The following is a 25941-nucleotide window of genomic DNA, read 5'->3' as shown; positions in this document are numbered from 1 at the left end:
AAAAGCCAAAAGCCAAAAGCCAAAAGCCAAAAGCCAAAAGTGTGGCGAATTACAACGTTCTCGTCACCCGGCATTGTGATGCCGTGCGCACGTCCGCCCGCAATCGGACGGAACACCCATCGTTAAACAGCTTGAAACAGTTAATGTTCACGGCCATCACCCGGCATTAATATCCTTCATTCAGGGCTCTGGAACGGGGGTAAGAGCTGAAGCTTTTTAGCCGGTAGGCCATTATCCAGGCTACCCACCGTTTCAGTACCCCTCCTCCTATTCGAATGTCCCGACCAGTCCTGCCATCGCTTGATACCATTCAGCACACTTGTATGAAGCTTTAATGTCTGGAAGGTCTTTTTGTGAACGTTATCCGTCACTGGTTACGACAACCCTATGCGCGCCTCGTCGCGCTGATCGGATTGGTCCTGATCTTGCCTCTATGCCTGCGTGCGGCACTGGGTTGGTCGAGTCCACTCGGCTACCTTTCAGATCTGGGAATTGCCAGTCTTCTCATCGTCACCCTGCATCGTCGTCCCTGGTGGTTAGCGCTGCCGGTGTTGCTGGTTTGGGGAATTATGACGTTGGCGACTGCTGAACTCGTCAGCGCGGTCGGGAGGTTTCCAAACGCCACAGACCTGCAGTACTTGATTGACCCTCAATTTCTGGAAAACTCTGCCGGCGGTGGTTTCGCCCAGCCATGGCTGGCAGCCACTCTGTGCTTTGGACTGGCGATCTGGTTGATCACGCAGTGGATGGGCCGCTCCAAACCTATTCCGGCCTTACCACGTAGCATGTGGGCAGCACCGTTGCTGCTGTTGATCGGCCACTGGGGCGCCCAGCACCTCTACCCCACCGACGAAGACCCTTGGCGCTTGTTCAACCTCCCGCATCAGTTACTGTCCGCGAGCGTTGGAGACGTTCAGTCAAGTGCTGAAGAATGGTTGGCAGGTGATGTTGTCGATGTCCCTCCACAAATGGCGGGACTCACCCAACTCGATCTGGACGGACAGAAACTGCTCGCCGCTCCCGGGCGGGCGCGGAATGTGTTGATCATCGCACTGGAAGGTATTCCCGGCGCCTACGTGGGTGTTAATCGCGAAGCCTTGCACAGCAGCTATCAGGAAAATCTCATGCCCAATCTCAGTCGATGGGCAGAGCGCGGCATGAATACGCCGGACTACGTCCTTCACAGTCACCAAACCATTCGCGGTCTGTATGCAATGCTGTGTGGCGATTACGACAAACTGGACAACGGCACGCCGAAGGGGGTGGAAATGTTGACCCAGAGCGAACGCAATCAAGCGTGCCTGCCAGCCCAGTTACACCAGAACGGATTCGCCACGCACTATCTCCAGGGTGCGGGCCTGCGTTTCATGGCAAAAGACAAAATCATGCCGCACATCGGTTTCGATGCCACTCATGGACTGGAATGGTTCACCAACAGCAACTACCTGGAATTCCCTTGGGGCAAGGACGACAAGGCCTTCTTCGAAGGGGCCCTTGAGTACGTTGGCCAGCTGAAAAAACAGAAAAGACCGTGGATGCTGACGCTACTGACCGTTGGCACCCACCAGCCCTATTCGGCCCCTGAAGACTACCTGGAGCGCTACGACACACCCAAGCAGGCCGCCGTCGGGTATCTGGATGATGCGCTTGGGCAATTCCTCAACGGCCTGGAACGTCAGGGAGTCTTGAAAGACACCCTGGTGGTGATCACCTCGGATGAATCCCACGGTATCGATGGAGTGCGCCTGGCGTCCTCTTGGGGCTTCAATCTAATGCTCGCGCCCGAGCAGGATCAGCTGCCCAAGGTGAAGCCCGGGGTTTACGGGCATGTCGATCTGAGTGCCTCGATACTCGACTATTTCGCCTTGCCCTTCCCCCCAGCCTTGAGCGGTCGCTCCCTGTTTCGCGACTATGAAACGGGCCGCGAAATCATGTCGTACACCAACGACAAGCTGCGCTATCACAATGGTCAGGGCACCTTGACCGAGTGTGACTTTCAACAGCGCTGCCGGAATCACGCCAGCCCAGGCTTCATCGCGGAACATGCGACCTTGACTGGTCAGTACGGAGGCAAGCGCGCCCGCCAAATCGCAGCCAGAGCGACGGCGCTGGATCATTCGCTGCTGCGCACACCCTTGAACCAGCACTACCAGTTCGGCAGTTCCGCCATCATCCCTCTTCAGACAGCGATCAAGGATGACTGGGCCGATAACCTCATTGGTGCGCAGTACCTGGAAATGCCAAAGGGCTCACTCACTCGCGTGCGTCTGACCGTGCGCTCGGTAGATCCACAACAGGATGCCTACATTCTGCTCAAGGCCAAGGAGCGGGAACAGGATGTCCCACTGGGCCTCCCCGCAGAAATGATTGTCACTGCGGATCAGCCATTGGAGATGCACTTCAGTTTCGACAATCCGCAGCCGCGCAAGGCGTTCTCTTTTCACTTGTTGGGCTACGGGTTGGGGGCCGTTGAGGTGAGTGACTTCAGTGTAATTACTGAGTTACCGGGGCAGGACGACCTACCCACGAATATCGACAAGGCAGAGGGCTAGTCGCGACCGATCAGGCAGGCGTATGAGGCGGCAGAGAGAATTGAATCACCGCTCCCCGGCGCTGATTGGCGTCTGCGCGACCGCGCCCCTTGGATGGAACGCGTGCGTTGGCCATTACAGTTTTTCGTGGCCTGCGCCTTCTGGAACATGCTCGGTGCCGGAGTCTTCGGTTTCCTGATCAACCCGCCAATCGCGCTGTTCTACATACAAGGTTTGAACACCACCCCGCTACATGCCCACGCTGCCCTGTTCGGTGTCTATGGCTTCCTGGCGCTGGGGTTTGGCTAGTTGATCCTGCGCTACATTCGCCTCGACCTGCGGTTCAACAATCGCCACTATCTCCGTCATCAATCTTTTGATTGACTCGGATCTCGCGCATGCCGTGCTCTACATCACCCTGCTGTTCATGTCGGCGCATGTTTTTTCGATCCGAATAGTGACCATCGACCAATGAATTGCGCCGCAATCAGGCTTTTCTGACCGGGTCGCAACGTTCGATGCGCGCCAGTGACGTCATCACAGGCATCCGTGCGTTGTCGAAGAAGTGCGTTCCACAACGTCAACATCATGCCTTCGACAAAATCGTGACTGACACTCTGCTGCTGGTTCAGCACGAGATGAGTCATAAACACATCAAACAGCATTTGTCGCTGGATGCCGCCGACGCTCGCATCAATGGCGATCGCGTGCAGTTGCAACAAGTCATCATCAATCTCGTCATGAACGCCTGCCAGGCCATGTGCAATCTGAGTGAAGGAGCGCGCTCGCTGAACATTTGCACGAGGGTTGAGCGCAACGAAGTGATCATTGAAGTCAATGACAGCGGCGAAGGCATTGATGTCGCCGATTTGCCGTTACTGTTCAACCCGTTCTATACCACCAAGGCTGAAGGGCTGGGCATGGGGCTGTCTATTTGCCGCTCGATCATCGAATTTCATCACGGCAGGATCTGGGCCACGAGCATCAAGGGACAAGGCGCTACGTTTATGTGCGCCTTGCCATTGCTCTTGCCAGAACCACCCACCTTGAACACGGCTCAGGACACCGACACTGACACCGAGTGGTCGACGGATTTGGGCGTCAGTCTCGGTTGAAACTGAGGCGAACAAGCGGTGCTGGCCGCCACCTTTGGGGATTTACACCTGCGGGCCAGCAGAGGCCTGATCGCGGGTTTTCCACAGCGACAGCAGCACACCGCTCAGCAGCAACCCCAGGGTCACGCTCAAGGAAATGACCGCGGGAATCTTGCCGATGATGCCGACCAGGAAGATCTTGGCACCGATAAACACCAGCACCAGTGCCAGCGCGTACTTGAGGTAGGCGAAACGGTGAATCATCGCCGCCAAAGCGAAATACAACGCACGCAGACCAAGGATGGCAAAGATGTTGGAGGTGTAGACAATGAAGGGGTCTTGGGTGATGGCGAAGATCGCCGGCACACTGTCCACGGCGAACACCAGATCGGCACACTCGATCAGCACCAGGGCCAGGAACAACGGCGTCACCCAGACCACGGACTTGCCGCTGGCGTCCGCCTGGCGGACGAAGAAGCGCCCTTCATGCAGTCGCTCGGTCACCCGCATGTGTCTGCGCAGAAACTTCACCAGCAGGTTTTCGCTGAGGTTCGGCTGGGCATCGACCTTGCTGAACAGCATCTTCACGCCGGTCAGCAGCAGGAAAATGCCGAACACATAGAGAATCCAGCTGAACTCGGCGATCAGCGCCGCCCCCAGGGCAATCATGATCGCGCGCAGCACGATGACACCGAGAATGCCCCAGAACAGCACCTCGTGTTGATACTTACGGGGGATTGCGAGAAAGCTGAAGATCATCGCCATCAGGAATACGTTGTCCATCGACAACGATTTCTCGATCAGAAAGCCGGTGTAGAAATCCATCCCGGCGTCACCGCCTTTGATCTGCCAGACCCAGAGGCCGAACAGCAAACCAGCCGTGATATAGCCGGCTGACAGCAGCAGACTTTCACGAACACCGATTTCTCGCTGCTCACGGTGCAACACCCCGAGGTCGAACACCAACAGGCCTATTACGATGCTGATAAAGGCGAGCCACAACCAAGTGGCGGTGCCGAGAAACTCGGCCAGGAAGAACGGTTCCAGGGCAGTCATGAGCCCCTCCTCTAGGTGTCGAAGTTATACAAACTGCAACTCCGACATGGCAGCGGTTAGCTGTCAGAGGGGCCCGGCATTGCGAGTTCAAATCTAGAGAGGCGTGTGGGGTTTCTCAATCACGCAAGGTTTGCAAGTTATTTCAAATCGGTAGGTCGTAGCGGAAGTCGGAGTGCCGATAGGCAGAGATCCTATCTGCATGCAGAGGCATCACCCTGGACGCAGGCGGACCGCTTATCGCCGATTCTGCAACTCGCAAGCGACTGCTGCAGGCCCAATAGCAGTCGCTCGAGCACGATCGCCACTCAGCGTGTCTCGTCCTGCCCTGCCCCATCCCTCGAATGGATCACCAGGTAGCTGTCGACGGCATCGTCAATGGTGGGAAAGAATGCTGTTTCGCCAAGTCGCGCGAAAAGACCGAATCGCTTCAGCTTGTCTTTGACCGGGTCCTTCATCTCGGCCATGCACAACTTGATGCCTGCGGCGCGCAGGGTTTCGTCCAGCTCCAATAGCATGTCGGAAGAAGTGACGTCGACACTGGTGACGGGTTCCGCTGCAACGACTAACCAGCGCACGGGCGTTGGCGATGCCGCCACTGCGTCCAGCACGCGGTCATTGAACAGCTCGGCGTTGGCGAAAAACAACGGCGCATCCCAGCGAAACAGCACCAGGCCGGGGATGAGGCTTGCGTCGGGATAGCGCTGGATATCGTGGTAGCCCTTGACCCCCTTGGCTTGTCCCAGCACTGCGGAATACGGCCGCCAACCATCCCACAGAAATTCGATGACGGCGACCACGATGGCCAGTCCGATGCCCTCGATTGCGCCGAACACAGCCACGCCGACAGTGCAGACGATCGACAACCAGAACTCCCAGCGCTGGATGCGATAAATGCGTCGCAGGTCAGCGACTTCAATCAGACCGATGGCCGACGCGATCACCACCGCTGCCAATGCACTGCTGGGCAAACTCTGCAACAGGTCCGGCCCCACCATCAGCAGCAGGGCCACGGCCAATGCGCCGACAACGCCGGTCAACTGGGTTTTGGCGCCCGTAGCTTCGGCGACAGGGGTACGAGAGGAACTGCTACTGATCGGAAAGCCTTGAAAAAATCCGGCCGCCAGATTGGCAAAACCGAGCCCTGCCATCTCCTGGTTCGGATCGACGTGGGTTCTGGTCCGTGCTGCATAGACACGAGAGAGCACACTGGTGTCGGCGAACGACACAAGTGCGACGGCGCAGCCGCCGATGAGCACGGGGATAATATCGGCTCGGGTGATCCAGGGGATGGTCAACTCCGGTAAACCTTGTGGAAGCGAACCGAGTACCGACACTCCCGCGCGTGTACCAAGGTCCAGCATACCGACAGCGACAGTGGCGCCTGCCACTGCAATCAAGATGCTCGGCACGCGTTTGTAATCCTTGAGTAGCAGGATCACGATCAAGGTGGCTGCGCCGATCATGAACGCGGTCCAGTTGGTCTTTCCTTCCATCACCGCGGTGACGACGGCCCATATGTTTCTCAGCGGGCCGTCTGACTCAATCGAAAAACCGAAGAGCTTGGGTAATTGGCTGATGAGTACAGTCAACGCGATGCCGTTCATGTACCCGTAACGGATCGGTTTGGACAGCAACTCCGTAATGAACCCTAAGCGCATGATACCCGCCAGGATGCACACCGTTCCTGAAACGATCGCCATCATGCCCGCCAGTGCGATGGCGCGTTGTGGATCGCCGCCCGAAAGGGGCAGGACGACCGCGAGAATAACGGCGGCCAGTGAAGAATCCGGGCCAAGCACCAGAATTCGGCTGGGCCCAAACAACGCGTAAGCGATCAGAGGAACGATGGTCGCATAGAGGCCATAGATGCCGGGCACGCCCGATGCCACGGCGTAGGCGATGCCAACGGGCACCAACATCGTGGTGAGCACCAACCCGGCCATGATGTCGTGACGCAACCAGGCAACCCGGTACCCGCGTAGCGTGCGAAGTCCAGGAAGCCAGCGACCCCACCCGGTTTCGTTACCGACACCGCGACGTGCAATCCGGCCCGGTTCAGGGACGGGAGGCAAAGAATCCGAATTGCTCATAGCGCTGTGGCCTGCGGTAATGTGATTAGACAGTAGCTCAATCAGGCAAATTGTCCCGTCCTGATGCCCGATTCCGAGGGGGCGAATGCCGGGGTCGGTAGCTGCCAATGATGAAATGCAGCTAACGGCCAAGCGGACATCCGCCAAATGTCCACCGGCAGTGAACACGCGCTGGTCGCTGGTTTCGGCATTCGGCAAATTCGCGCGAAAAAGACGGCTAGACAGTCGGCACCGTTCCGCCGTCGATGACAAACTCACTGCCCGTGATAGATGAGGCTCGAGGCGAAGCCAGAAAGCCAATCAGGTCGGCAACCTCTGACGGCGTCGATGGGCGCCCGAGCGGGATGCCCCCTAGTGCTTCCATGATGATCTGCTTGCCGCCTTGATAGTCAGTCCCTGCCTCCTGCGCGAGTCGCTCGGCCAATGCGACCGAGGCTTCGGTTTCAACCCAGCCCGGCGAAACCCGGACAACACGGACGCCTTTGGGCGAAACCTCTTTCGATAAACTCTTGCTGTAAGTCGAAAGCGCAGCCTTGGCCGCTGCGTAGGCTGTCGTAGCGTCCGGCAGAGGCAGCCGACTCTGGATGGAGGTCACGTGGACGATGACCCCTTCCTTTCGCTCCAGCATATCCGGGAGCAAGGCACGATCCAGGCGCACGGCCGGAAACAGATTCAGATTGAGCTCACGTTGCCACTGCTCTTCGTCCAGTGCAGCGAAGCCGCCGCCAGGTGCCGACGAACCACCCAGGACATGGATGATGATGTCCACACTGCCCAGTCGCTGTCGGGTCGCGGCGATGACTGCATCACAGCCTTCCCGGGTCGAAAGATCGGCCAGAACCAACAGGCCATCCGGCAGGGCACTGTTTGGCTCCCGAGCAGAGGTAATCACCTTCGCGCCCTCGGCCAGAAACAGGTCGACTACAGCTTTCCCGATGCCCTTGGTGCCTCCGGTGACGAGGACTCGCTTACCACTCAAGCCAAGGTTCAGCATGGCGTGATCTCCAAGGAGGCTATGCGATCGCTCTCCAGCGTGAAGACGTGACTCAGCTGGACCGGGCTACCGGGAAAACGGCCGGTAAGCCGTGCAATGACGGTCAGCCTGCCCTCCCCCTGCATTGCCTGCAAAGGTTGGACTTCAAAAGAGAAAGCCCGCCGGACCTCCTTCTGCCAGACGTCGATGGCCTGAATGCCTTCATGCGTTTTGTTTTCATCGAACACCCTGGCATGCGAGCAGAAGCAGCTCGCAAGTTGTGATAGGTCGCCACCATTGCTGACATCGAAGTACGTCTCAACGGCGACGGGAAGCTTAAGGCTCATTTGTTGATCTCCTGGATGGATTACCTGGAGTGATCTTGCGACCTGACTGATAGTTTGCTCAACTGGGATAAACTTTATGACCTATCCCATAATCCAGGACAATTCATGTCAGACCCTCGTTTAGGCCTGAGCGAGCTGGACGCTGTTATAGCGGTTGCCCGCAGGGCTTCGTTTCGACAAGCCGCCATCGATCTGAATGTCTCAACCACCGCGTTAAGCAGCACCATCGCTAAACTGGAAGCAGGCCTCGAAACGCGGTTGTTCAATCGCACGACCCGCAGCGTGGCCGTCACCGAGGCCGGCAGGATTTTTCTGGAGCAGGTGGGGCCGGCCCTGCAGGATTTGCGCGCGGCGCTCGACGCGGTGCGATCTCACAATGCCGGCCCTTCGGGTACGCTGCGCATCAATGCGTTCGCCAGCGCTGCTCGAGCAGCACTCCTGCCATTGGTGGTGGAATTCTTGCGGCATCATCCGAAAGTACACATCGACCTTGTCACCGAAGGCCGCCTGGTGGATATCGTCGCTGATGGCTTCGATTTCGGCGTACGTTCCGCGAGCCTCGTGCCGAGCGATATGATCGTGATCCCCCTCGGCCTGCCGCAACGGTACGCCGTGGTCGGTACACCGGCGTACTTCGACCAATACGGCAGGCCACGGACACCGCCTGATCTGCTCAACCATCGGTGCGTGCGTGTCCGTCTGCCCAATGGGGCGATTTTCCCGTGGCATTTCGAGCGAGATGGAGAAGTGACCAGGCTCGATGTGAGCGGGCCGCTCACGCTTGATGAACCGAGCGTCGTCAAAGCAGCGGTGCAGGAAAGCATGGGGCTCGGCTTTTTCATGGAGCAGGACGTCCGGGATGAAATCGCGGCCGGACAGTTCGAGCGGGTATTGGACGATTGGACGCCCCCCAGAGACAAGCTCTGCCTGTACTACCCTAACCGCCGCAACCCCTCCGCCGCGATCAAGGCATTCATCGCCCTGGCTCGCGCCAATCCGCCCGCCAAAGATGGACCCGCGTAAACGTCGCCCATCGATTGTACAAACGAGCCTCACGCACTGATTAACCTGGCGCTACTCGGCATCAGGCGATCAAACCCAGCGTCAATCCTTTCAGGGTCGCGGCGGCTCGGGTCGAGCATTCCAATTTGCGAAATATGCTTTCCATGTGGGTGCGAACAGTGCTCGGACTGATGTCCAGCAGTCGCGCCACCTGCTTGTTACTAGCGCCGCGGCTGATTTCCAGGAGCACGTCACACTCGCGTGCGGTGAGTAACGAGCCCTTCGGCTGATGAGTCCGACGCTCGCCACGGGCAGCGGCGATAACCGCGTCACAAACATCCTTGTCGAACAAGCCACCGGCGGCATCCTGTGCGAGCAGACTGGCCGCCTCCGATTCGCCATAGGCCGTCCTCCATGGCCGGGCTTCCCTTAGTGCGACCCACGCCACGGAGGTGGCGAACAGTCGATGCTCGGCACACAGTGCATCACCCATCACGCCTCGAAAATAACCACTGCCATTCAGCCGTTCGTAAGCATGGGCTGCAATCTCCGCAGACACGGCCAGCTCACTGATAGGCCTCAGCGCCTGCTGCGTCCAGTAGGGGACGAGGTGCACCCGCTCCACGGCGCTATAAGAAAGCGCCCCGGCGGTATTCCAGAGCTGGTTGGAAACGGCTGCCCGGCCGAGACCGTAAACGAGCGCTGCCTTGCCGATCGCAGTCAGGGAGGGTTCACCTAGCCCCCACGAACGTGCAGCCTCCATCGCGACATGCGCCACCCGTCGCGAGTGCCCCGCCAGCCAGGGTAGCTTCAAGTCAATCACGTCCCCCACTAATGTCAGCGAGACCGAACGTTCGGCCTGCGCGTCGGCCGGGTGTTGCGAGAGGCCTTCCAGGTCTGCCAGCCACTCCCTGGCGTTATCCATGAGCAACGACGCGAGGGAGGCGGGATAACGCCGATCCGACTGGTCGCGAATCCAGCGCAGCGCCGCGTCGAGGCCATGTGCTCGACTGAGAATATCCAGATCACCTGCAAGCACCACCTGATAGGCGACCTCCGGAATGTGTTCATGGGTCAGGCCCAGCGGTCGGCCAGTCCCATCGTAGGTTTCGAATACGCCGCACAAGCCGGCCTCGACAGCGGCACCCAGTTCGAGGGTTCTCGCGACTTCGCCAGAGACCTCGCAGTGCACCACGGCAAGCGGGACCGCCTGATGCACCGCGTTCATTTTCTCTTTGCTCAGGGTCAGATCGAGCATCGCACGGCGGCCATCGACGTCATCACCCAGCAAATTTGCAAACCCTTCGGCGTTGGCGGTGCAACCTGACCAGCGCAGCAAGGCGACCTGCTCCGCTACCCTCTGATGCTCGCCCTCGCCGTGTGCGGCCTGCGCCAACCTCCGCGCCAGTGCGGCAACGCGTCGGGAATGCCCGAGAGGCTGTCCCATGCTGAGGTCCCCGACCTGGCCGATCGCCCGCAACGCTCCGCTCAATGAGATGTCCAGGTGCAACGCGCTATCCATGAAAAAATGCCTTGGGTCGGATAAATGACCGATGCCCACGAAGCAGGCCAGTCAGCAGAATTTGAGCTCCCACACAGGAGCTGATGCAATGAAAACATTCAGATCGAAAGCCGCCACCGTCGCCTTTGCCCTTGCAAGCACATTGGTCGCGGGTGTCAGTCAGGCCAAAGATACAACGCCTTCGGTGGTCATCGTACACGGCGCATTCGCCGACGGCTCCGATTGGGCCAAGGTCGTGCCGCTTCTTCAGGCCAAAGGGGTTGCAGTTTCGGTCGTGCAAAACCCGCTCACCTCGCTTGCCGATGACGTCGCCGCGACGCAAAGAACCTTGAACAATCAGCCGGGCCCGGTCGTTCTGGTCGGTCACTCCTGGGGCGGCACCGTGATTACTCAGGCCGGCAGCGACGAAAAAGTCCGCGCCCTGGTGTACGTCGCCGCCTTTGCGCCTGATGCCGGTCAAACAAGCGGCGAGCAAGGAAAAGGCGCGCCCACGCCTCCGGGCATCAGCCAGATCAAGGCTGACGGCAACGGTTTCCTCTACTTGACGCCAGAAGGCATGGCCAAGGACTTCGCCCAGGACCTCCCTGCGACGCAGACCGCCGTGATGACCGCGACGCAAGGCCCCATCAAAGCCTCCGCGTTCGAGGATAAAACGACCGTTTCGGCCTGGAAGACCAAACCGTCGTGGTATCTGCTCGCCACCGAGGACCGGATGATCCATCCCGATGTCCAGCGCTCTGCCGCCAAGCGCATCGGCGCCACCCTGGCGGAGCTGCGCACCAGCCATGTTCCCCAGCAGTCGCAGCCAGCCGAAGTGGCCAAGGTGATTCTCGAGGCAGTGAAAAAAGTCGGCGAGCAGTGATTGCTGCGTGCGGCGCCACTGATAACCCTGAACTCAACCGCTGCATCGATACGGAACGGACGCATGAATCATCTGAGTGAGCGCAACTACGACTTCATCGTGTGTGGCGCAGGCACGGCGGGCTGCGTGGTTGCTGCCCGCCTTGCCCAACAGTCCAACGCACGCGTGTTATTGATTGAAGCAGGCAACGAATACAACGGCCCAGAGGTTGTAGAACCCGCGCAGTGGCCGCTGAACCTCGGTTCGGAGCGCGACTGGGCATTCGAAGGACAAGCCAATCCCCACCTCAACGGTCGTCGTCTTTCCTTGAACATGGGCAAGGGGCTCGGGGGTGGATCCAGCATCAACGTGATGGTCTGGGCACGCGGGCATCGATCGGACTGGGATCACTTCGCTGCCGAGTCCGGCGACGCTGCCTGGGGATACGATTCGGTACTGGATTATTACCGGAGGATCGAGAACTGGCACGGCAGCCCGGATGCCGCACGGCGGGGTTCTGGTGGTCCCGTGCATGTCGAGCAGCCGGCTACGCCTCAGCCCCTCGCCAAGGCAATACTGGAAGCGGCCAGCCGTCTCGGTATTCCCCGATATGACAGTCCCAACGGCGCGATGATGGAAGGCCCGGGCGGGGCCGCGATCACCGATCTGCGCATCAATCAGGGCAGGCGCGAGTCCGTTTTCGATTCCTATATCCGGCCACTGCTGAACCAACCGAATCTGACGGTTCTCACCGGCGCATTGGTGGCCCGTGTTCTTCTTGACGGCTCACGGGCGGTCGGTGTCGAAGTGATCATCGAAGGTCAACGCCACTGCTTCTATGCCGAAGCCGAAGTCGTCTTGTCCCTGGGCGCAGTGAATACGCCCAAGGTGCTCATGCAGTCAGGAATCGGCCCGGAGCGCGAACTGCGCACCCATGGCATCGTTCCGATCAGTCACCTTCCCGGCGTGGGTCAGAATCTTCAGGACCATATTGCCTTTGCCTGTACCTGGGAATACTTGCGACCCCAAGCTGTGGGCGGCGGTGGTTGTGAAACCACTGTGTACTGGAAAAGCGACAGTCGCCTGGACTCCCCAGACCTGCTGCACTGTCAGCTTGAATTTGCGGTGCCCTCCCCGGCTGAAGTGGGTATCCCGCCGCCGCAACAGGGTTGGACGACGTTCGCAGGGCTGGCCAGGCCTCTCAGTCGAGGACGCTTGCGCCTATCGGGCGCCGGGCCATTGGATGCACCGCTGATTGAGCCGAACTCGCTGAGCGCACCCGAGGACATTGCGTCGGCGTTTGCGTCGATCGACCTCTGCCGGGCAATCGGCAACAGCGAAGCCTTCAATGGGTTGGTAAAGCGCGAGGTGGTCCCCGGGCCAAAAGATCACCGCGCCATGGAGCAGTTCATCCGCAATTCTGCAGTGTCCTACTGGCACCAGTCCTGCACCGCGAAAATGGGCCGAGATGCGATGTCGGTGGTCGACCATCAACTCCGCGTGTACGGCATCGAAAAATTGCGGATCGCCGATGCCTCGATCATGCCGCGCATCACCGTCGGCAACACCATGGCTCCTTGCGTCGTCATTGGCGAGCGAGCCGCCGATCTCATCCTCGCGGCGCATGGAGTGATCGCTCCGGTCACAGCGCCACTCGGATAAGGCAATGAGAACACTGACAGCGGGCGGCGGTATCGCCGACCTTGCAAAGAAAGGGAGGCAATTGACGGTCGCCCCCCACAGCAATTGACCAAACACGCCTCGCGTCGCTATCTGGCGCCCTGCTGGTATTCACGGGGCGTGCACCCCAACTCGCGGCGAAAAACGGTGTGCAGGTACTGCGCCGATTTGAAGCCGCAACTGCGCGCGATGTCGGCGATGGCTGAATCAGTGTTCTCCAGCCCGTTAGTGGCGGCTGCCAGTTTGAAACCCAGGATCTCGTCGTGGACGCTGCAGCCTCGCACATCGCGAAAGTGCGATTCCAGCGATGAGCGAGACACCCCCACGTAGGCCGCCACTTGCGCGGACTTGATGCCCTGGCAGGCATATTGGCGAATGAACAGCAGGGCTTGCATGACATATGGGTTGCCCAAGGGTTGGTGCAAACTCGAGACCTGCACGTTGATCGCATCCGGGGGTATCAGGATGTGCATGCCGGTGGAGGGCATGCCGTGCAGCATCTGGTGCAGCAATCGCGCAGCTGTGCGCCCCATGGTTTCGGTGCCCTGGATGACCGAACTCAGGGGGACCCGGGTCAAGCAGCGGGTCAACGGGTCGTTGTCGATGCCAATCAGTGCCACCTCCTCCGGGACGGCGATTCCGGCGGTCAGGCAGGCTTGCAGCAGCTGCCGGGCGCGGGCGTCACTGACGGCGATGATACCAATGGGTTTGGGCAGGCTTTGTAGCCAGTCGATCTGCTGCTCGACGGCGCTGTCCCAGAGTGGCGCGCTGGTGCCCATGCCCCGATAGACCTCAGCGTGCAGACCATCGCGTTGCATCAATCGTCGAAAGGATTTTTCCCGTTCCTGCGCCCAACGGTTGGCCTGCGCTTCCGGCAGGCTGAAGCAGGCAAAACGTGTCAGCCCTGCCTCGATCAAGTGCTTGTAAGCAAGGGTAATCAAGGCGTCGTTATCGGTGGCCACATACGGGATACCTTTCGGATAGGCGCGCTCATCCTCGTAGGAACCACCCACCGCCACCACCGGTAACTCGATGCCGGCCAACGCCTCACCGATCAGCGGATCGTCGAAGTCGGCAATGATCCCATCCCCCTGCCATCGTTCGATGCCTTTCAGGCGACAGAGAAAATCCTCCTCCAGAAAAAGGTCCCAAGAGGCACGGGTGCTGCTCAGGTAATTGCCGATGCCGCTGATGATGCCGCGGTCATAGATCTTGCTGCCGTTGAACAGCAGCGCGATGCGGTGCACGGGAGGTACGGTTTTCATTGTTTTTATTATGGTCTGGAGGCAAGCCGTCCTGGACGGCGATTGGCACAGACTAGGCGCCCGGTCGACGAATCTCAATACTCAAAATCGCACCCTGTGTTGATGATTTTCGTAATCAGCGGTAACGGGGCCGTTGTTAGTATCGGGACACCGCCAAGAACAACAAGGACATTTGCCTGATGCCGTACTTCCCCAACGTCGACCAGATTCGCTACGAAGGCCCTGACAGCAACTCGCCTCTCGCCTTCCGACACTACGACGCCGACAAAGTCATCCTCGGCAAACCCATGCGTGAACACCTGCGCATGGCTGCCTGTTATTGGCACACCTTCGTCTGGCCAGGGTCCGATGTGTTCGGTGCAGCAACCTTCAAGCGCCCGTGGCAACACACCGGCGACCCGATGGAGGTGGCCATTGACAAGGCGGCCGCCGCGTTCGAGTTTTTCTCCAAACTGGGTATCGACTATTACTGCTTCCACGACACGGATGTCGCCCCGGAGGGCAATTCGCTGAAGGAGTACCGCCACCACTTCGCGCAAATGGTTGATCACCTGGAGCGACATCAGGAAGACAGCGCAATCAAGCTGCTGTGGGGAACCGCCAACTGTTTCAGCAACCCACGCTTTGCCGCCGGTGCCGCCAGCAATCCGGACCCCGAAGTGTTTGCCTGCGCCGCCGCTCAGGTGTTCAGCGCCATGAACGCCACCCAACGCCTGAAAGGCTCCAATTACGTGTTGTGGGGCGGTCGCGAAGGTTACGAAACCTTGCTCAATACCGATCTGAAACGTGAACGCGAACAACTGGGCCGCTTCATGCGCATGGTGGTCGAGCACAAGCACAAGATCGGCTTCAAAGGCGACCTGCTGATCGAGCCCAAGCCGCAGGAACCGACCAAGCACCAATACGATTACGACAGCGCGACCGTTTTCGGCTTTCTCCAGCAGTTCGGTCTGGAAAAGGAAATCAAAGTCAACATCGAGGCCAACCACGCAACCCTGGCAGGCCATAGCTTTCATCACGAGATTGCGACGGCCGTCACGCTGGGCATTTTCGGCAGCATCGACGCCAACCGCGGTGATCCGCAAAACGGTTGGGACACCGACCAGTTCCCCAACAGCGTCGAAGAAATGACCCTGGTGACCTATGAAATTCTCAAGGCAGGCGGGTTCATGAATGGCGGATACAACTTCGACTCCAAGGTCCGCCGCCAGAGCCTCGATGAGATTGATCTGTTCCATGGCCATATCGGTGCAATGGACGTTCTTGCCCTGTCCCTGGAACGGGCAGCCGCCATGGTTCAGGACGACCGACTGCAGCAACTCAAGGATCAACGCTACTCCGGCTGGCAGCAGCCGTTCGGGCAGGCGGTGCTGACGGGTGACTTCAACCTCCAGTCACTGGCCGAACATGCATTCGCTAACGAGCTGAACCCGCAAGCCGTCAGCGGCAGGCAGGAGATGCTCGAGAACGTCGTCAACCGGTTCATCTATCGCTGATCGCCAGCGAAGTCAGCCGGCAGCGGGCAGCGGGCAGCGGGCAGCGGGGCTGTGACATTTACGCGACAAATCTGTGTCCGCAACGCCTGCCGACTCTCTACAGTCCTACCAGCCCGATACTCATCATCAGGCAGTGTCTTTCCAACAACAATAAAAGGACGCACCACCATGAAGAACGTAAAACGCACGCTATTGGCCGGCGCCTTGGCTCTGGGCCGATGCCGCCCACCCGAAAATCGGTTTCTCCATTGATGATCTGCGGCTGGAGCGCTGGTCACGGGACCGCGATTATTTTGTCGCGGCAGCAGATAAAATGGACGCCAAGGTCTTCGTACAATCGGCCGATGGCAACGAGCAAAAGCAGATCTCGCAAATCGAAAACCTCATTTCCCGCGGCGTCGATGTGATCGTCATCGTGCCGTTCAATGCCACCGTCCTGACCAACGCCGTCGCCGAAGCGAAGAAGGCCGGAATCAAGGTTGTGTCCTATGACCGTCTGATTCTCAACGCCGATATCGACGCGTACATTTCATTCGACAACGAAAAGGTCGGCGAAATGCAGGCCAGCGGCGTGCTGCAAGCAGCGCCCAAGGGCAATTACTTTCTGCTGGGTGGCGCGCCCACCGACAACAACGCAAAAGTTCTGCGCGAAGGGCAGATGAAAGTCCTGCAACCGGCCATCGACAAGGGGGACATCAAGATTGTTGGCCAACAATGGGTGAAGGAATGGAGCCCGACCGAAGCGCTGAGCATTGTTGAAAACGCCTTGACCCGCAACGACAACAAAATCGATGGCATCGTTGCCTCCAACGACGCCACGGCAGGCGGCGCCATACAGGCATTGGCGTCTCAGCAACTGGCTGGCAAGGTGCCGATTTCTGGGCAAGACGCGGACCTTGCAGCGGTCAAGCGAGTGATCGATGGCACTCAAACCATGACCGTGTATAAGCCGCTGAAACTCATCGCCTCCGAAGCCGCCAAACTCTCGGTACAACTGGCGCGTAACGAGAAACCCGCCTATAGCTCGCAGTACGACAATGGCAGCAAAAAAGTGGACACCATCCTGCTCACGCCAACCCCGTTGACCAAGAACAACATTGACCTGCTGGAGCAGGACGGGTTCTACACCAAGGCACAGATTGCCGGGAAATGAACAGCAGAGCGTAACGTCTCAACGGCCCGCTGCGGGAGCCCGGCCAGCCCCTGGTTCCTGCAGTGTCAGCCACATACCTCACGCTCATGAGTCTCTGCCATGCCCGATTATCTGCTGCAAATGAACGGTATCGTCAAAACCTTCGGCGGTGTCAAAGCGCTCAATGGAATCGACATCAAAGTCAGGCCGGGTGAGTGCGTTGGACTGTGCGGCGAGAACGGCGCCGGCAAGTCCACACTGATGAAAATCCTTTCGGCGGTCTACCCCCATGGCACCTGGGACGGCGAAATTCTCTGGGATGGTCAACCGCTCAAGGCCCAATCCATCAGCGAAACCGAAGCCGCCGGTATCGTCATCATTCACCAGGAACTGACGCTGGTTCCCGACCTGTCGGTGGCCGAGAACATTTTCATGGGCCATGAACTGACGCTGCCCGGTGGACGCATGAATTACCCGGCGATGATCCACCGTGCCGAAGCCTTGATGCGTGAACTGAAAGTGCCGGACATGAACGTGTCGCTACCGGTTTCGCAGTACGGCGGCGGCTATCAGCAACTGGTGGAAATTGCCAAGGCACTGAACAAGCAAGCGCGCCTGCTGATCCTCGACGAGCCTTCATCGGCCCTGACCCGCTCAGAAATCGAAGTGTTGCTGGACATCATCCGCGACCTCAAGGCCAAGGGTGTTGCCTGCGTCTACATCTCCCACAAGCTCGACGAAGTGGCCGCCGTGTGCGACACCATTTCAGTGATCCGTGACGGCAAGCACATCGCCACGACCGCCATGGCGGACATGGACATTGCGCAGATCATCACCCAGATGGTCGGACGGGAAATGAGCAACCTCTACCCTACCGAGCCGCACGACATCGGCGACGTGATTTTCGAGGCCCGTCACATCACCTGCTACGACGTCGATAGCCCCAAACGCAAACGGGTCGACGATATTTCGTTCGTTCTCAAACGTGGGGAAATCCTCGGAATTGCCGGCCTGGTCGGCGCCGGCCGTACAGAACTGGTGACCGCGCTGTTTGGCGCCTACCCCGGCCGTCATGAAGGCGAGGTCTGGCTGGACGGCCAACCCATCGATACCCGCACGCCGCTCAAGTCAATCCGTGCCGGCCTGTGCCTGGTACCCGAGGACCGCAAGCGCCAAGGCATCATTCCAGACCTGGGCGTCGGCCAGAACATCACCCTGGCCGTGCTGGACGGTTACTCGAAACTGACCCGCATTGATGCCGAAGCCGAGCTAGGTTGCATCGATCGGGAAATATCGCGCTTGCACCTCAATACCGCGAGCCCGTTCCTGCCGATTACCAGTCTCTCCGGCGGCAATCAGCAAAAAGCCGTGCTGGCGAAGATGCTGCTGACCAAACCCCGGGTCCTGATCCTCGATGAGCCCACCCGGGGTGTGGATGTCGGCGCCAAGTACGAAATCTACAAGTTGATGGGAGCGCTGGCGGCCGAAGGCGTGTCGATCATCATGGTTTCCTCGGAGCTGGCCGAGGTGCTAGGTGTGTCCGACCGAGTATTGGTCATCGGCGAGGGGCAGTTGCGTGGCGACTTCATCAACCGCGAACTCACCCAGGAACAGGTGCTCGCCGCCGCACTCAGTCAATCTGGTGGCTATAACAATAATGATCGGATACCCGCGTAATGAATCAGGTCAAACAACTTTTTACCCGCTACAAAATGCTCGCGCTGCTGGTTGCCGTGGCAATGATATGGATGTTCTTCAGCTGGCAGACCGAGGGCGGATTTCTAACACCGCGCAACCTGTCCAATCTGCTGCGGCAGATGTCCATCACCGGGATTCTTGCCTGCGGCATGGTGCTGGTCATCATCAGTGGCGAGATCGATTTGTCGGTCGGCTCATTGCTGGGCTTGCTCGGTGGGGTGGCGGCCATCCTCGACGTGATCTACCACATACCGCTGCTGGCGAATCTCAGCCTTGTCGCCCTGTGCGGACTGCTGATCGGTCTTGCCAACGGCTACATGGCCGCGTACCTGCGCATCCCGTCTTTCATCGTGGGGCTGGGGGGCATGCTGGCTTTTCGCGGCATTTTACTGGGGCTTACCGGTGGCACGACCATCGCCCCGGTGTCGCCGGAGTTTGTCTACATTGGCCAGGGTTATTTGCCACACACGATGGGCATGGCCCTGGGCGTTCTGCTGTTCGCATTGACGCTGTTCCTGACCTGGAAACAACGGCGCAATCGCGCGCTCCATGGTCTGGCGCCACATTCACTGGCGCGTGACGTTTTTCGAGTGCTGTTGATCGGTGCAGTGCTGGCCGGATTCGTCCAAACGCTCAACAGCTATGACGGCATCCCCGTGCCGGTTCTGCTTCTGCTGATTCTGCTGGGTGTGTTCAGCTACGTGACCAGTCAGACCGTCTTCGGTCGACGCGTCTATTCCGTGGGCAGCAACATGGAAGCAACGCGCCTGTCCGGTATCAATGTGCAAGCCGTGAAGCTCTGGATTTTCGGCATCATGGGCGTAATGTGCGCGCTCGCCGGCGTGGTGAACACGGCGCGCCTGGCCGCCGGCTCGCCCTCGGCCGGCAGCATGGGCGAACTCGACGCCATCGCTGCATGCTTTATCGGTGGCACCTCCATGCGCGGGGGCTCCGGTACGGTCTACGGTGCCCTCCTCGGCGCGCTGGTCATTACTAGCCTGGACAACGGCATGTCCATGCTTGACGTCGACAGTTACTGGCAGATGATCGTCAAAGGCAGCATTTTGGTGTTGGCCGTATGGATAGACGTGAGCACCCGGACCGGACGACGCTGATCCGCTGCGGGATGAAATCATTCACGACCGCATTGGACATAAGCCCTTTTTCTCAAGCCGAAGCCTCCCTCTTTCAATGCCGAACATAACCGCCCAAGCAATTTAGGGTCGTTGATCTTGTCGAGGGAGGTTCAGCTGGCAAGCACTGAGTATTCAAGATTAGGACAGAGGCAGACGCCATTTGCGGTGGATCCGTCTGGAATTGGTCAAATTCACCATCGAGCAGGCCATCATCAAGAAGGTAGCCAGGCTCATCCACAGCTTTCGAAGCCGACGCTGAGCTACTGATCAACAATGACGAGTTACTTCAGCACGAGGTGTTTGGCCCGGTGGTCGTCGTCGTTGCGGTTAATGACCGGCACCAACTGCAGCAAGCCCTGATTTTCGGGGGGATTCACCAAGGCGATTCATGAAGCCCGGCGGATTTACGGTATCGCACATTACACGTAGCACATGAGCGCCAGGCTCCTGAGCGCGGTTTCAATGCTGTCCATCTAGCCTGGCAATTGCGCCTTGACCTGATGCGCAAATTCCGGACTCCCATTGACGAACCTGCTCAAAATGCTCGGGGAAAAGTGCAGCCTTCGAATGAACACCAGCCGCTCTTCCAGTTTGAGCGTAACAGCCAAATGAATCGTGCCCATTGTCAGTCCTTTTCTTTCAGCATATCTTGTACAAAACCTATACAAGGTCGCTAGAAATGTACAATAAAAAGGATTGGCCACTGACGCTGTACTTCGACGGTCAATGTCCACTGTGTGCGCGTGAAATCAAAATCCTGAATCGACACGCCACAGAGAGTCGACTGCTTTTTATTGACATCAGCAGCGGTGCGTTCGACGCCAAGGCACTCGGGTTCACTTTCGAGCAAATGCAGTCCTCGCTGCACGCCCGTTTCGCCGATGGCCGCTGGGTAACCGGTCTGGACGCCACCTTGTGGAGCTGGCGAGCCGCAGGCCTGGGGTTTTGGGCTGCGCCATTGACATGGCGTGCCATCCGACCGCTGCTTGCTTTAGGTTATCGCTGCTTCTGCCGCTTACGCCCCCATTTGGCATGGCTTCCTCACCCTGATGGCCGCCGTCGCTGTGTGGATGACCGTTGTGGGGTGCCGGAGTCAAAACCCGCACCAGACGAGCGGCCCACGTTGAAAACAAAGCAGCCCTAGAACGCTTCGCTTTGACATTGGCCCGACGAAGAACCTGGGTCATAGCTGATCGGGTGCACAACGTGTTTTCTGGTGCGCAGCAGGCACTCCCCTACTGCCAAGGATTGCCGCCACATGAAGCGCAGCATGGCTGCGAGGAGTCTAAATGAACCCATCAATAGCCAAGCATTACCGTGAAATTCTCGTCGCCGTAGGCGAGAACCCTGAGCGTGAAGGACTGCTGGACACGCCCAAGCGCGCAGCCAAAGCGATGCAATACCTTTGCAACGGTTACACGATGAGTCTGGAAGACGTGACCAACGGTGCCCTGTTCGAATCGCAAAACGATGAAATGGTCATCGTGCGCGATATCGAGCTGTATTCGTTGTGTGAGCATCACCTGCTGCCCTTCATCGGCAAGGCTCATGTCGCGTACATCCCCACAGGAAGGGTACTGGGTCTATCAAAGGTCGCCCGAGTCGTCGATATGTTCGCCCGCCGCTTACAGATCCAGGAAAACCTCACAAAACAAATTGCTGATGCCATCCATCACATCACCGATGCGGCCGGCGTGGCCGTGGTCATTGAGGCAAAGCACATGTGCATGATGATGCGGGGCGTGGAAAAGCAAAACTCGGTGATGACGACCTCAGTGATGCTGGGGGCCTTTCGCGAGTCATCCGCTACGCGTCTCGAGTTCCTGCAACTGATTGGGCGACGCAGTTAAGGCCCAAAATCTGCACAAGGTGTGGGAGAGGCAAAATGAACAGTTCCTTTGAGATGAACTCACTCGGCTACGGCTACCGCGCCTTGGTGATAGGCGCCAGTGGAGCGCTCGGCGCGGCGTTTTGTGAGTTGCTCAACGAAGATCCACGATGCTCGTTTGTTCGTGAGCTGGGGCGCAATAGTGCTCCAGGATTGGATCTGGAAAAGCCCGACAGCATCGCCAGCGCAGCCGCCGAATTAGCCGAAGAAGCCCCGTATCAGTTGATTTTGCATGCTGCCGGTCTGCTTCATCGCGAAGACATCAAACCTGAAAAAAGTTACACCTCTATTGAAGCGGATGCGCTTCAGGCGATATTCCAAGTCAACACACTCGGGCCTGCACTGATTTTGCGTCACTTCCTGCCCTTGCTTGACCCTCGTGGTGCGATGGCAGTGCTCTCCGCCAAGGTGGGCAGCATCGGTGATAACCGTCTGGGCGGCTGGTATGCCTATCGCGCCTCCAAGGCAGCGTTGAACATGTTGATTAAAACGGCTGCGATTGAACTAGCCCGAACACGCCCTCAGACCCGTTTGCTGAGTCTTCATCCAGGCACGGTCATTTCGGGCCTGTCCCAGCCCTTTAAAGGCGCTTCTGCCGCCAGGCCTGCAAGCCTCGCTGCCCGCGAATTGTTATCACTGATTGACCGCTTGGCGCCTGCCGACAGCGGCAATTTCTTTGCTTATAACGGAGAACGCCTACCGTGGTAGGCAGGGAGTGAACCTTGAATCTGCAAGCGTTGACCGAACGGGCCGCCAATGGCGAAGTACGAGAGTTGGAGCTGCTGTCTCTGGAAGGCGGTTTTTATCTGGCGCGAGTCGGGCTGGATCACGGCCAATTCACGCTGCTGGACGATACAGCGAAGCCTATGCACCTTCGCTCCATCAATCACCTGCGTGAGTTGTTGCAGTTTGTCCCGCCATTCCCCTGCGTGCTTGTGCAGCAGTGCGTCCATGACGAGATGTGCGGCTCACGTGAAGGGCGCATTGAGCCGTTACGCATTCCTTTCTCGCTGACTGCGCCTTGGTGAGTCACCTTCCGTTGGACTCTGTCGAATGAATAAGACTCACCGACTATGCCTGGTTTTGGGCGACCAGTTGTCCTTTGACCTGGCCTCATTGAAGGGGCTGGACAGCGAGCGTGATACGGTTTTACTGGTCGAAGTGATGGAGGAAGCCAGTCATGTGCCCCATCACCCGCAAAAAATCGCACTGATCTTCAGTGCCATGCGCCATTTTGCTGAGGCATTGCAGCAGCGTGGCATTCGCGTGCAATACGTCACGCTCGATGATCCGCAAAATAGCGGCTCGGTGCCGGGCGAGTTACGGCGCTGGCAGTCGCTGCTGCAGCCGGATGAGTTGCACCTGACAGAATGCGGTGACTGGCGCCTGGAGCAGTCGCTCAAAGATTGCGGCTTGGCGATTCAGTGGCATACCGATACCCGTTTTTACTGCACCCGATTCGAATTTGCATCCTGGGCCGAAGGCAAAAAGCAGCTGCGCATGGAGTTCTTCTACCGCGAGATGCGACGCAAGAGTGGCTTGTTGCTCAACGGCGATGGCAGCCCGGTCGGCGGCGCCTGGAACTTTGATGCCGAAAATCGCAAGGCACTGCCTAAAGGCGTTAGAGCCCCCTCACCCCTCCGTTTTTCGGCCGATGCCATCACCCAGGACGTGCTGGCGCTGGTTGCAAAAAACTTTTCCAGCCACTACGGCGCCCTCGACACCTTTGACTACCCGGTGACTCACGCCGATGCCCAAGCGCTGTGGGACTACTTCCTTGACTGGGGTTTGGCAGCCTTCGGCGACTACCAGGATGCGATGGCCAGTGATGAACCCTTCCTGTTCCACGCGCGGATCAGCGCCGCGCTGAATATTGGCCTGTTGGATCTGCGTCAATTGTGCAGCGACGTCGAGGCTGCTTACTGGGCGAACAGCATTCCATTAAACGCTGCCGAAGGCTTTATCCGTCAACTCATTGGCTGGCGTGAATATGTACGGGGCGTCTACTGGCTGAAAATGCCCGACTACGCCGGCGGCAATCTTTTTGGCAACAGCAGGCCGCTTCCAGAGTTCTATTGGACAGGCGACACCAAGATGAACTGCATGGGCCAGGCGATTGGCCAAAGTTTGAAACATGCCTATGCCCACCACATTCAGCGGCTGATGGTGACCGGCAACTTTGCACTGCTGGCCGGCATCGCGCCGCCCCAGATTTGCGACTGGTACCTGGCGATCTACATGGACGCATTCGACTGGGTCGAGCTACCCAATACATTGGGCATGGTCATGCATGCCGATGGTGGTTACCTGGGCTCCAAGCCTTACTGCGCCAGTGGCCAATATATAAAGCGTATGTCCGACTACTGCCGTAACTGCGCGTACAAAGTCAGTGAAAGCACGACGGACGACGCCTGCCCTTTCAATTCGCTTTACTGGCATTTTCTAATGCGTCACGGCGACCTTTTGCGCAGCAACCAGCGCATGGGCATGGTCTATAAAAACCTCGATCGTATGACTGAATCCAAGCAGCAAGCACTCTGGGATCGTGGCCAGAAGCTGCTCGCCAAACTGGATGCCGGGGAGTCGTTTTGAAGAAGAGTGAACTACCGATCAAAACCTGTGCGGTCTGCGGATTGCTCTGCCCTACTAGAAAGATCTTCCAGTCCTAAAAACTTTCGTGCTGCTACGCCGATCTCTTCGACGGAGGATTCGCGATGCCAAATTCAGATCTGCTCCCTTCCCTGCTACTCAAGATCTATCAAAACCAGTTTGCCTTTGAGGCCGCCATCATGGAACTCACGCTTTGCGTCGAGCAGCGTGGATCGGTTCAAGGTAAGCAACGGACAAGCAAGTCCTCAAGCGAATAGCTAGTTTAAAGATGTATGGCAATTGGAGAGGGCCTGAAAGGCTCTCGTCTGGCCGAACATTTTTATCGCCATAACCAGCAAAAATATGGTCGGAATAGGCCTGCGCACCCTAGTCATACGATCTCCAATCATTAACCAAAGAAGCAAAAAATCACCCCTCCAACGCGATACCAGAGCCTGCAACGCTCGAAACCCTCTTGCCCGGCCTACTCGAATACGATACAAACCAATCCAGTTGTACGACAACATTATAAAAATGCCCCCGCCACCTGAGTCGGCCTATCACTCTTCGAGACCTGCCATGCCCCGCCCTACGTATGCCCAAACCATACCGCCGCCCTTCCCCCGCCATCTCGCCGTGATCATACTTTTGTGCATGGGCTGCGCGTTCGCCGGTAACCATGTGGCGGCACGGGTTGCTTTTGATGATGGCGCGGGTGTGTTGTTGGCGATTTTGATGCGTTCTGGCGGGACCTTGCTGGTGCTCGCCATTCTGGTGTTGTGGCAAAAACAAAGTCTGCGTCCGCCGCCGGGTACCTGGCACTGGCAGTTGCTGTTGGGCCTTCTGATTACCGTGCAGAGCCTGTGTCTGTACTCCGCTGTAGCACGGATCCCAGTGGCGCTGGCGCTGCTGGTGGCCAACGTATTTCCTATCTTGCTGGCGTTGCTCACCTGGGTAGTGGGTGGCCCAAGACCGACTGCACGCACCGCTACGTTGATGGGTTTGATTCTGGTTGGGCTGGTGTTTGTGTTGGATGTCCCCGGGCGTGTGTCGACCACGAACAACGTCAGCCAAGAATGGCTGCTGGGCGTCGCGTTCGCGTTCTGCGCCGCCAGCGTGTTCGCATGCGCGCTGTGGATTACTGACCACAAGTTGTCTCAGGTACGTGGTTCGGTGCGCAGTCTGTTGACCATTTTTATCGTATTCGGCAGCGTCAATCTTGCGGGGTTGGCTGGCGCCCTTCCAGGCGGACTAAATCTGCCCGCGACGTCAACCGGATGGTTGGCCCTTGCCACCTTGGTGGTGCTGTACGGCACGGGTTTTATCGTACTGTTTATTTTGGTGCCTCGGCTGGACATGCCACGCAATGCGCCGGTAATGAACATCGAGCCGCTGGCGACGTTGCTGATGGGCTGGATTGTGCTGGATCAGATGCTCAGTGCGGGGCAGGTTCTGGGTGGGGCGATTGTGGTCACCTGTATCGTTTTGCTGACGTATCGCACATCAGCTATCAAGGCTGACGAAAAAGCGCGACGGGCACAGTGCTAATAGCAGGGATACTGCTTGGGGTTAAACAACGTAACCGCCGTCCTACCCGAGAA

The 25941-nt window shown here is 58.3% G+C and carries 21 protein-coding genes and 2 pseudogenes; 17 read left to right on the top strand and 6 right to left on the bottom strand.

Annotation, left to right across the window (positions count from 1 at the left end; genetic code table 11):
* The first annotated feature begins 353 nt into the window (after positions 1 to 353).
* From FHL16_RS05950 to FHL16_RS05940, 3 genes are all read left to right on the top strand, one after another.
* Positions 354 to 2552, top strand: coding sequence for an LTA synthase family protein (locus FHL16_RS05950; protein ID WP_077747728.1), 2199 nt, complete (start codon positions 354 to 356; stop codon positions 2550 to 2552).
* A gap of 102 nt (positions 2553 to 2654) precedes the next feature.
* Complete coding sequence (locus tag FHL16_RS05945) at positions 2655 to 2840, top strand: cbb3-type cytochrome c oxidase subunit I (protein WP_238706157.1); 186 nt, start codon at positions 2655 to 2657, stop codon at positions 2838 to 2840.
* 167 nt (positions 2841 to 3007) lie between these two features.
* On the top strand, positions 3008 to 3646 hold the full coding sequence (locus FHL16_RS05940; protein WP_238706156.1) for a sensor histidine kinase: 639 nt from the start codon (positions 3008 to 3010) through the stop codon (positions 3644 to 3646).
* A 42-nt stretch (positions 3647 to 3688) separates the two neighbouring features.
* On the opposite strand, the gene FHL16_RS05935 is transcribed toward FHL16_RS05940, so the two are convergent.
* The 4 genes from FHL16_RS05935 to FHL16_RS05920 all read right to left on the bottom strand — a co-directional run bounded on the left by FHL16_RS05935 (position 3689) and on the right by FHL16_RS05920 (position 8091).
* The gene (locus FHL16_RS05935) at positions 3689 to 4681 is read right to left on the bottom strand and encodes a TerC family protein (protein WP_077747727.1); all 993 of its coding nucleotides are present in this window, start codon (positions 4679 to 4681) and stop codon (positions 3689 to 3691) included.
* 305 nt (positions 4682 to 4986) lie between these two features.
* Entirely contained in the window at positions 4987 to 6771 is a 1785-nt protein-coding gene (locus FHL16_RS05930; protein WP_077747726.1) for a SulP family inorganic anion transporter, read from the bottom strand.
* A 217-nt stretch (positions 6772 to 6988) separates the two neighbouring features.
* A complete protein-coding gene (locus tag FHL16_RS05925) occupies positions 6989 to 7765 on the bottom strand; it encodes an SDR family oxidoreductase (RefSeq protein WP_077747725.1) in 777 nt (258 codons plus the stop codon).
* Positions 7759 to 8091, bottom strand: a complete 333-nt coding sequence (locus FHL16_RS05920; protein ID WP_077747724.1) for a nuclear transport factor 2 family protein — start codon at positions 8089 to 8091, stop codon at positions 7759 to 7761. The genes FHL16_RS05925 and FHL16_RS05920 overlap by 7 nt, the downstream gene beginning before the upstream one ends.
* Positions 8092 to 8196: 105 nt before the next feature.
* Between FHL16_RS05920 and FHL16_RS05915 the strand changes: the two genes are divergently transcribed.
* Positions 8197 to 9114 (top strand): LysR substrate-binding domain-containing protein, encoded by a 918-nt coding sequence (locus FHL16_RS05915; RefSeq protein ID WP_077747723.1) that lies wholly within the window; start codon positions 8197 to 8199, stop codon positions 9112 to 9114.
* Positions 9115 to 9175: 61 nt separating this feature from the next.
* Here FHL16_RS05915 and FHL16_RS05910 read toward each other — a convergent pair whose 3' ends face one another.
* Positions 9176 to 10615: an HD domain-containing phosphohydrolase gene (locus FHL16_RS05910; RefSeq protein ID WP_077747722.1), complete on the bottom strand. Its 1440-nt coding sequence runs from the start codon at positions 10613 to 10615 to the stop codon at positions 9176 to 9178.
* Between the two features lie 88 nt (positions 10616 to 10703).
* Here FHL16_RS05910 and FHL16_RS05905 point away from each other — a divergent pair, with 88 nt between their 5' ends.
* Together FHL16_RS05905 and FHL16_RS05900 are read left to right on the top strand one after the other, a co-directional pair.
* Positions 10704 to 11477 carry an alpha/beta hydrolase gene (locus tag FHL16_RS05905; RefSeq protein ID WP_077747721.1) on the top strand — a complete coding sequence of 258 codons (774 nt, stop codon included), beginning with the start codon at positions 10704 to 10706 and terminating at the stop codon, positions 11475 to 11477.
* Positions 11478 to 11540: 63 nt separating this feature from the next.
* A complete protein-coding gene (locus tag FHL16_RS05900; protein WP_077747720.1) occupies positions 11541 to 13118 on the top strand; it encodes a GMC family oxidoreductase in 1578 nt (525 codons plus the stop codon).
* 107 nt (positions 13119 to 13225) lie between these two features.
* Here the strand turns inward: FHL16_RS05900 and FHL16_RS05895 are convergent, their stop codons facing one another.
* Positions 13226 to 14401: a XylR family transcriptional regulator gene (locus FHL16_RS05895; RefSeq protein ID WP_077747719.1), complete on the bottom strand. Its 1176-nt coding sequence runs from the start codon at positions 14399 to 14401 to the stop codon at positions 13226 to 13228.
* A gap of 179 nt (positions 14402 to 14580) precedes the next feature.
* On the opposite strand from FHL16_RS05895, the gene xylA reads away from it, so the two are divergent.
* The 11 genes and pseudogenes from xylA (at position 14581) to FHL16_RS05840 (ending at position 25888) form a co-directional block, all read left to right on the top strand.
* Complete coding sequence (gene xylA / locus FHL16_RS05890; RefSeq protein ID WP_077747718.1) at positions 14581 to 15897, top strand: xylose isomerase; 1317 nt, start codon at positions 14581 to 14583, stop codon at positions 15895 to 15897.
* A gap of 168 nt (positions 15898 to 16065) precedes the next feature.
* Positions 16066 to 17050: pseudogene (xylF, locus tag FHL16_RS05885) on the top strand (D-xylose ABC transporter substrate-binding protein).
* Positions 17051 to 17149: 99 nt separating this feature from the next.
* Entirely contained in the window at positions 17150 to 18706 is a 1557-nt protein-coding gene (xylG, locus tag FHL16_RS05880; protein ID WP_010460802.1) for a D-xylose ABC transporter ATP-binding protein, read from the top strand.
* Entirely contained in the window at positions 18706 to 19842 is a 1137-nt protein-coding gene (locus FHL16_RS05875; protein ID WP_077747717.1) for a sugar ABC transporter permease, read from the top strand. Before xylG ends, FHL16_RS05875 begins: the two co-directional genes overlap by 1 nt.
* A gap of 210 nt (positions 19843 to 20052) precedes the next feature.
* A pseudogene (locus tag FHL16_RS34355) lies at positions 20053 to 20222 on the top strand (aldehyde dehydrogenase (NADP(+))); the annotation flags it as partial.
* Positions 20223 to 20542: 320 nt separating this feature from the next.
* The gene (locus FHL16_RS05865) at positions 20543 to 21007 is read left to right on the top strand and encodes a thiol-disulfide oxidoreductase DCC family protein (protein ID WP_077747867.1); all 465 of its coding nucleotides are present in this window, start codon (positions 20543 to 20545) and stop codon (positions 21005 to 21007) included.
* A 145-nt stretch (positions 21008 to 21152) separates the two neighbouring features.
* The gene (folE, locus tag FHL16_RS05860; RefSeq protein WP_010460809.1) at positions 21153 to 21713 is read left to right on the top strand and encodes a GTP cyclohydrolase I FolE; all 561 of its coding nucleotides are present in this window, start codon (positions 21153 to 21155) and stop codon (positions 21711 to 21713) included.
* Positions 21714 to 21748: 35 nt separating this feature from the next.
* The gene (locus tag FHL16_RS05855) at positions 21749 to 22459 is read left to right on the top strand and encodes an SDR family oxidoreductase (protein ID WP_077747716.1); all 711 of its coding nucleotides are present in this window, start codon (positions 21749 to 21751) and stop codon (positions 22457 to 22459) included.
* A 14-nt stretch (positions 22460 to 22473) separates the two neighbouring features.
* Complete coding sequence (locus FHL16_RS05850) at positions 22474 to 22779, top strand: DUF6482 family protein (protein WP_010460813.1); 306 nt, start codon at positions 22474 to 22476, stop codon at positions 22777 to 22779.
* A 25-nt stretch (positions 22780 to 22804) separates the two neighbouring features.
* Positions 22805 to 24343 (top strand): cryptochrome/photolyase family protein, encoded by a 1539-nt coding sequence (locus tag FHL16_RS05845; protein ID WP_077747715.1) that lies wholly within the window; start codon positions 22805 to 22807, stop codon positions 24341 to 24343.
* Positions 24344 to 24919: 576 nt separating this feature from the next.
* The gene (locus FHL16_RS05840) at positions 24920 to 25888 is read left to right on the top strand and encodes an EamA family transporter (RefSeq protein WP_077747714.1); all 969 of its coding nucleotides are present in this window, start codon (positions 24920 to 24922) and stop codon (positions 25886 to 25888) included.
* Positions 25889 to 25941: the final 53 nt, after the last annotated feature.

Source organism: Pseudomonas sp. FSL W5-0299 (assembly GCF_005930655.1).
Classification (GTDB): Bacteria; Pseudomonadota; Gammaproteobacteria; order Pseudomonadales; family Pseudomonadaceae; genus Aquipseudomonas; species Aquipseudomonas mandelii.
The sequence above is the reverse complement of the archived record's forward strand: the minus strand, read 5'-3'. Positions and strand labels throughout refer to the sequence as shown.

Coding starts and splice junctions, on each gene's coding strand:
- FHL16_RS05935 (WP_077747727.1), bottom strand. CDS start 4,681: ATGACTGCCCTGGAACCGTTCTTCCTGGCCGAGTTTCTCGGCACCGCC.
- FHL16_RS05930 (WP_077747726.1), bottom strand. CDS start 6,771: ATGAGCAATTCGGATTCTTTGCCTCCCGTCCCTGAACCGGGCCGGATT.
- FHL16_RS05925 (WP_077747725.1), bottom strand. CDS start 7,765: ATGCTGAACCTTGGCTTGAGTGGTAAGCGAGTCCTCGTCACCGGAGGC.
- FHL16_RS05920 (WP_077747724.1), bottom strand. CDS start 8,091: ATGAGCCTTAAGCTTCCCGTCGCCGTTGAGACGTACTTCGATGTCAGC.
- FHL16_RS05915 (WP_077747723.1), top strand. CDS start 8,197: ATGTCAGACCCTCGTTTAGGCCTGAGCGAGCTGGACGCTGTTATAGCG.
- FHL16_RS05910 (WP_077747722.1), bottom strand. CDS start 10,615: ATGGATAGCGCGTTGCACCTGGACATCTCATTGAGCGGAGCGTTGCGG.
- FHL16_RS05905 (WP_077747721.1), top strand. CDS start 10,704: ATGAAAACATTCAGATCGAAAGCCGCCACCGTCGCCTTTGCCCTTGCA.
- FHL16_RS05900 (WP_077747720.1), top strand. CDS start 11,541: ATGAATCATCTGAGTGAGCGCAACTACGACTTCATCGTGTGTGGCGCA.
- FHL16_RS05895 (WP_077747719.1), bottom strand. CDS start 14,401: ATGAAAACCGTACCTCCCGTGCACCGCATCGCGCTGCTGTTCAACGGC.
- xylA (WP_077747718.1), top strand. CDS start 14,581: ATGCCGTACTTCCCCAACGTCGACCAGATTCGCTACGAAGGCCCTGAC.
- xylG (WP_010460802.1), top strand. CDS start 17,150: ATGCCCGATTATCTGCTGCAAATGAACGGTATCGTCAAAACCTTCGGC.
- FHL16_RS05875 (WP_077747717.1), top strand. CDS start 18,706: ATGAATCAGGTCAAACAACTTTTTACCCGCTACAAAATGCTCGCGCTG.
- FHL16_RS05865 (WP_077747867.1), top strand. CDS start 20,543: ATGTACAATAAAAAGGATTGGCCACTGACGCTGTACTTCGACGGTCAA.
- folE (WP_010460809.1), top strand. CDS start 21,153: ATGAACCCATCAATAGCCAAGCATTACCGTGAAATTCTCGTCGCCGTA.
- FHL16_RS05855 (WP_077747716.1), top strand. CDS start 21,749: ATGAACAGTTCCTTTGAGATGAACTCACTCGGCTACGGCTACCGCGCC.
- FHL16_RS05845 (WP_077747715.1), top strand. CDS start 22,805: ATGAATAAGACTCACCGACTATGCCTGGTTTTGGGCGACCAGTTGTCC.
- FHL16_RS05840 (WP_077747714.1), top strand. CDS start 24,920: ATGCCCCGCCCTACGTATGCCCAAACCATACCGCCGCCCTTCCCCCGC.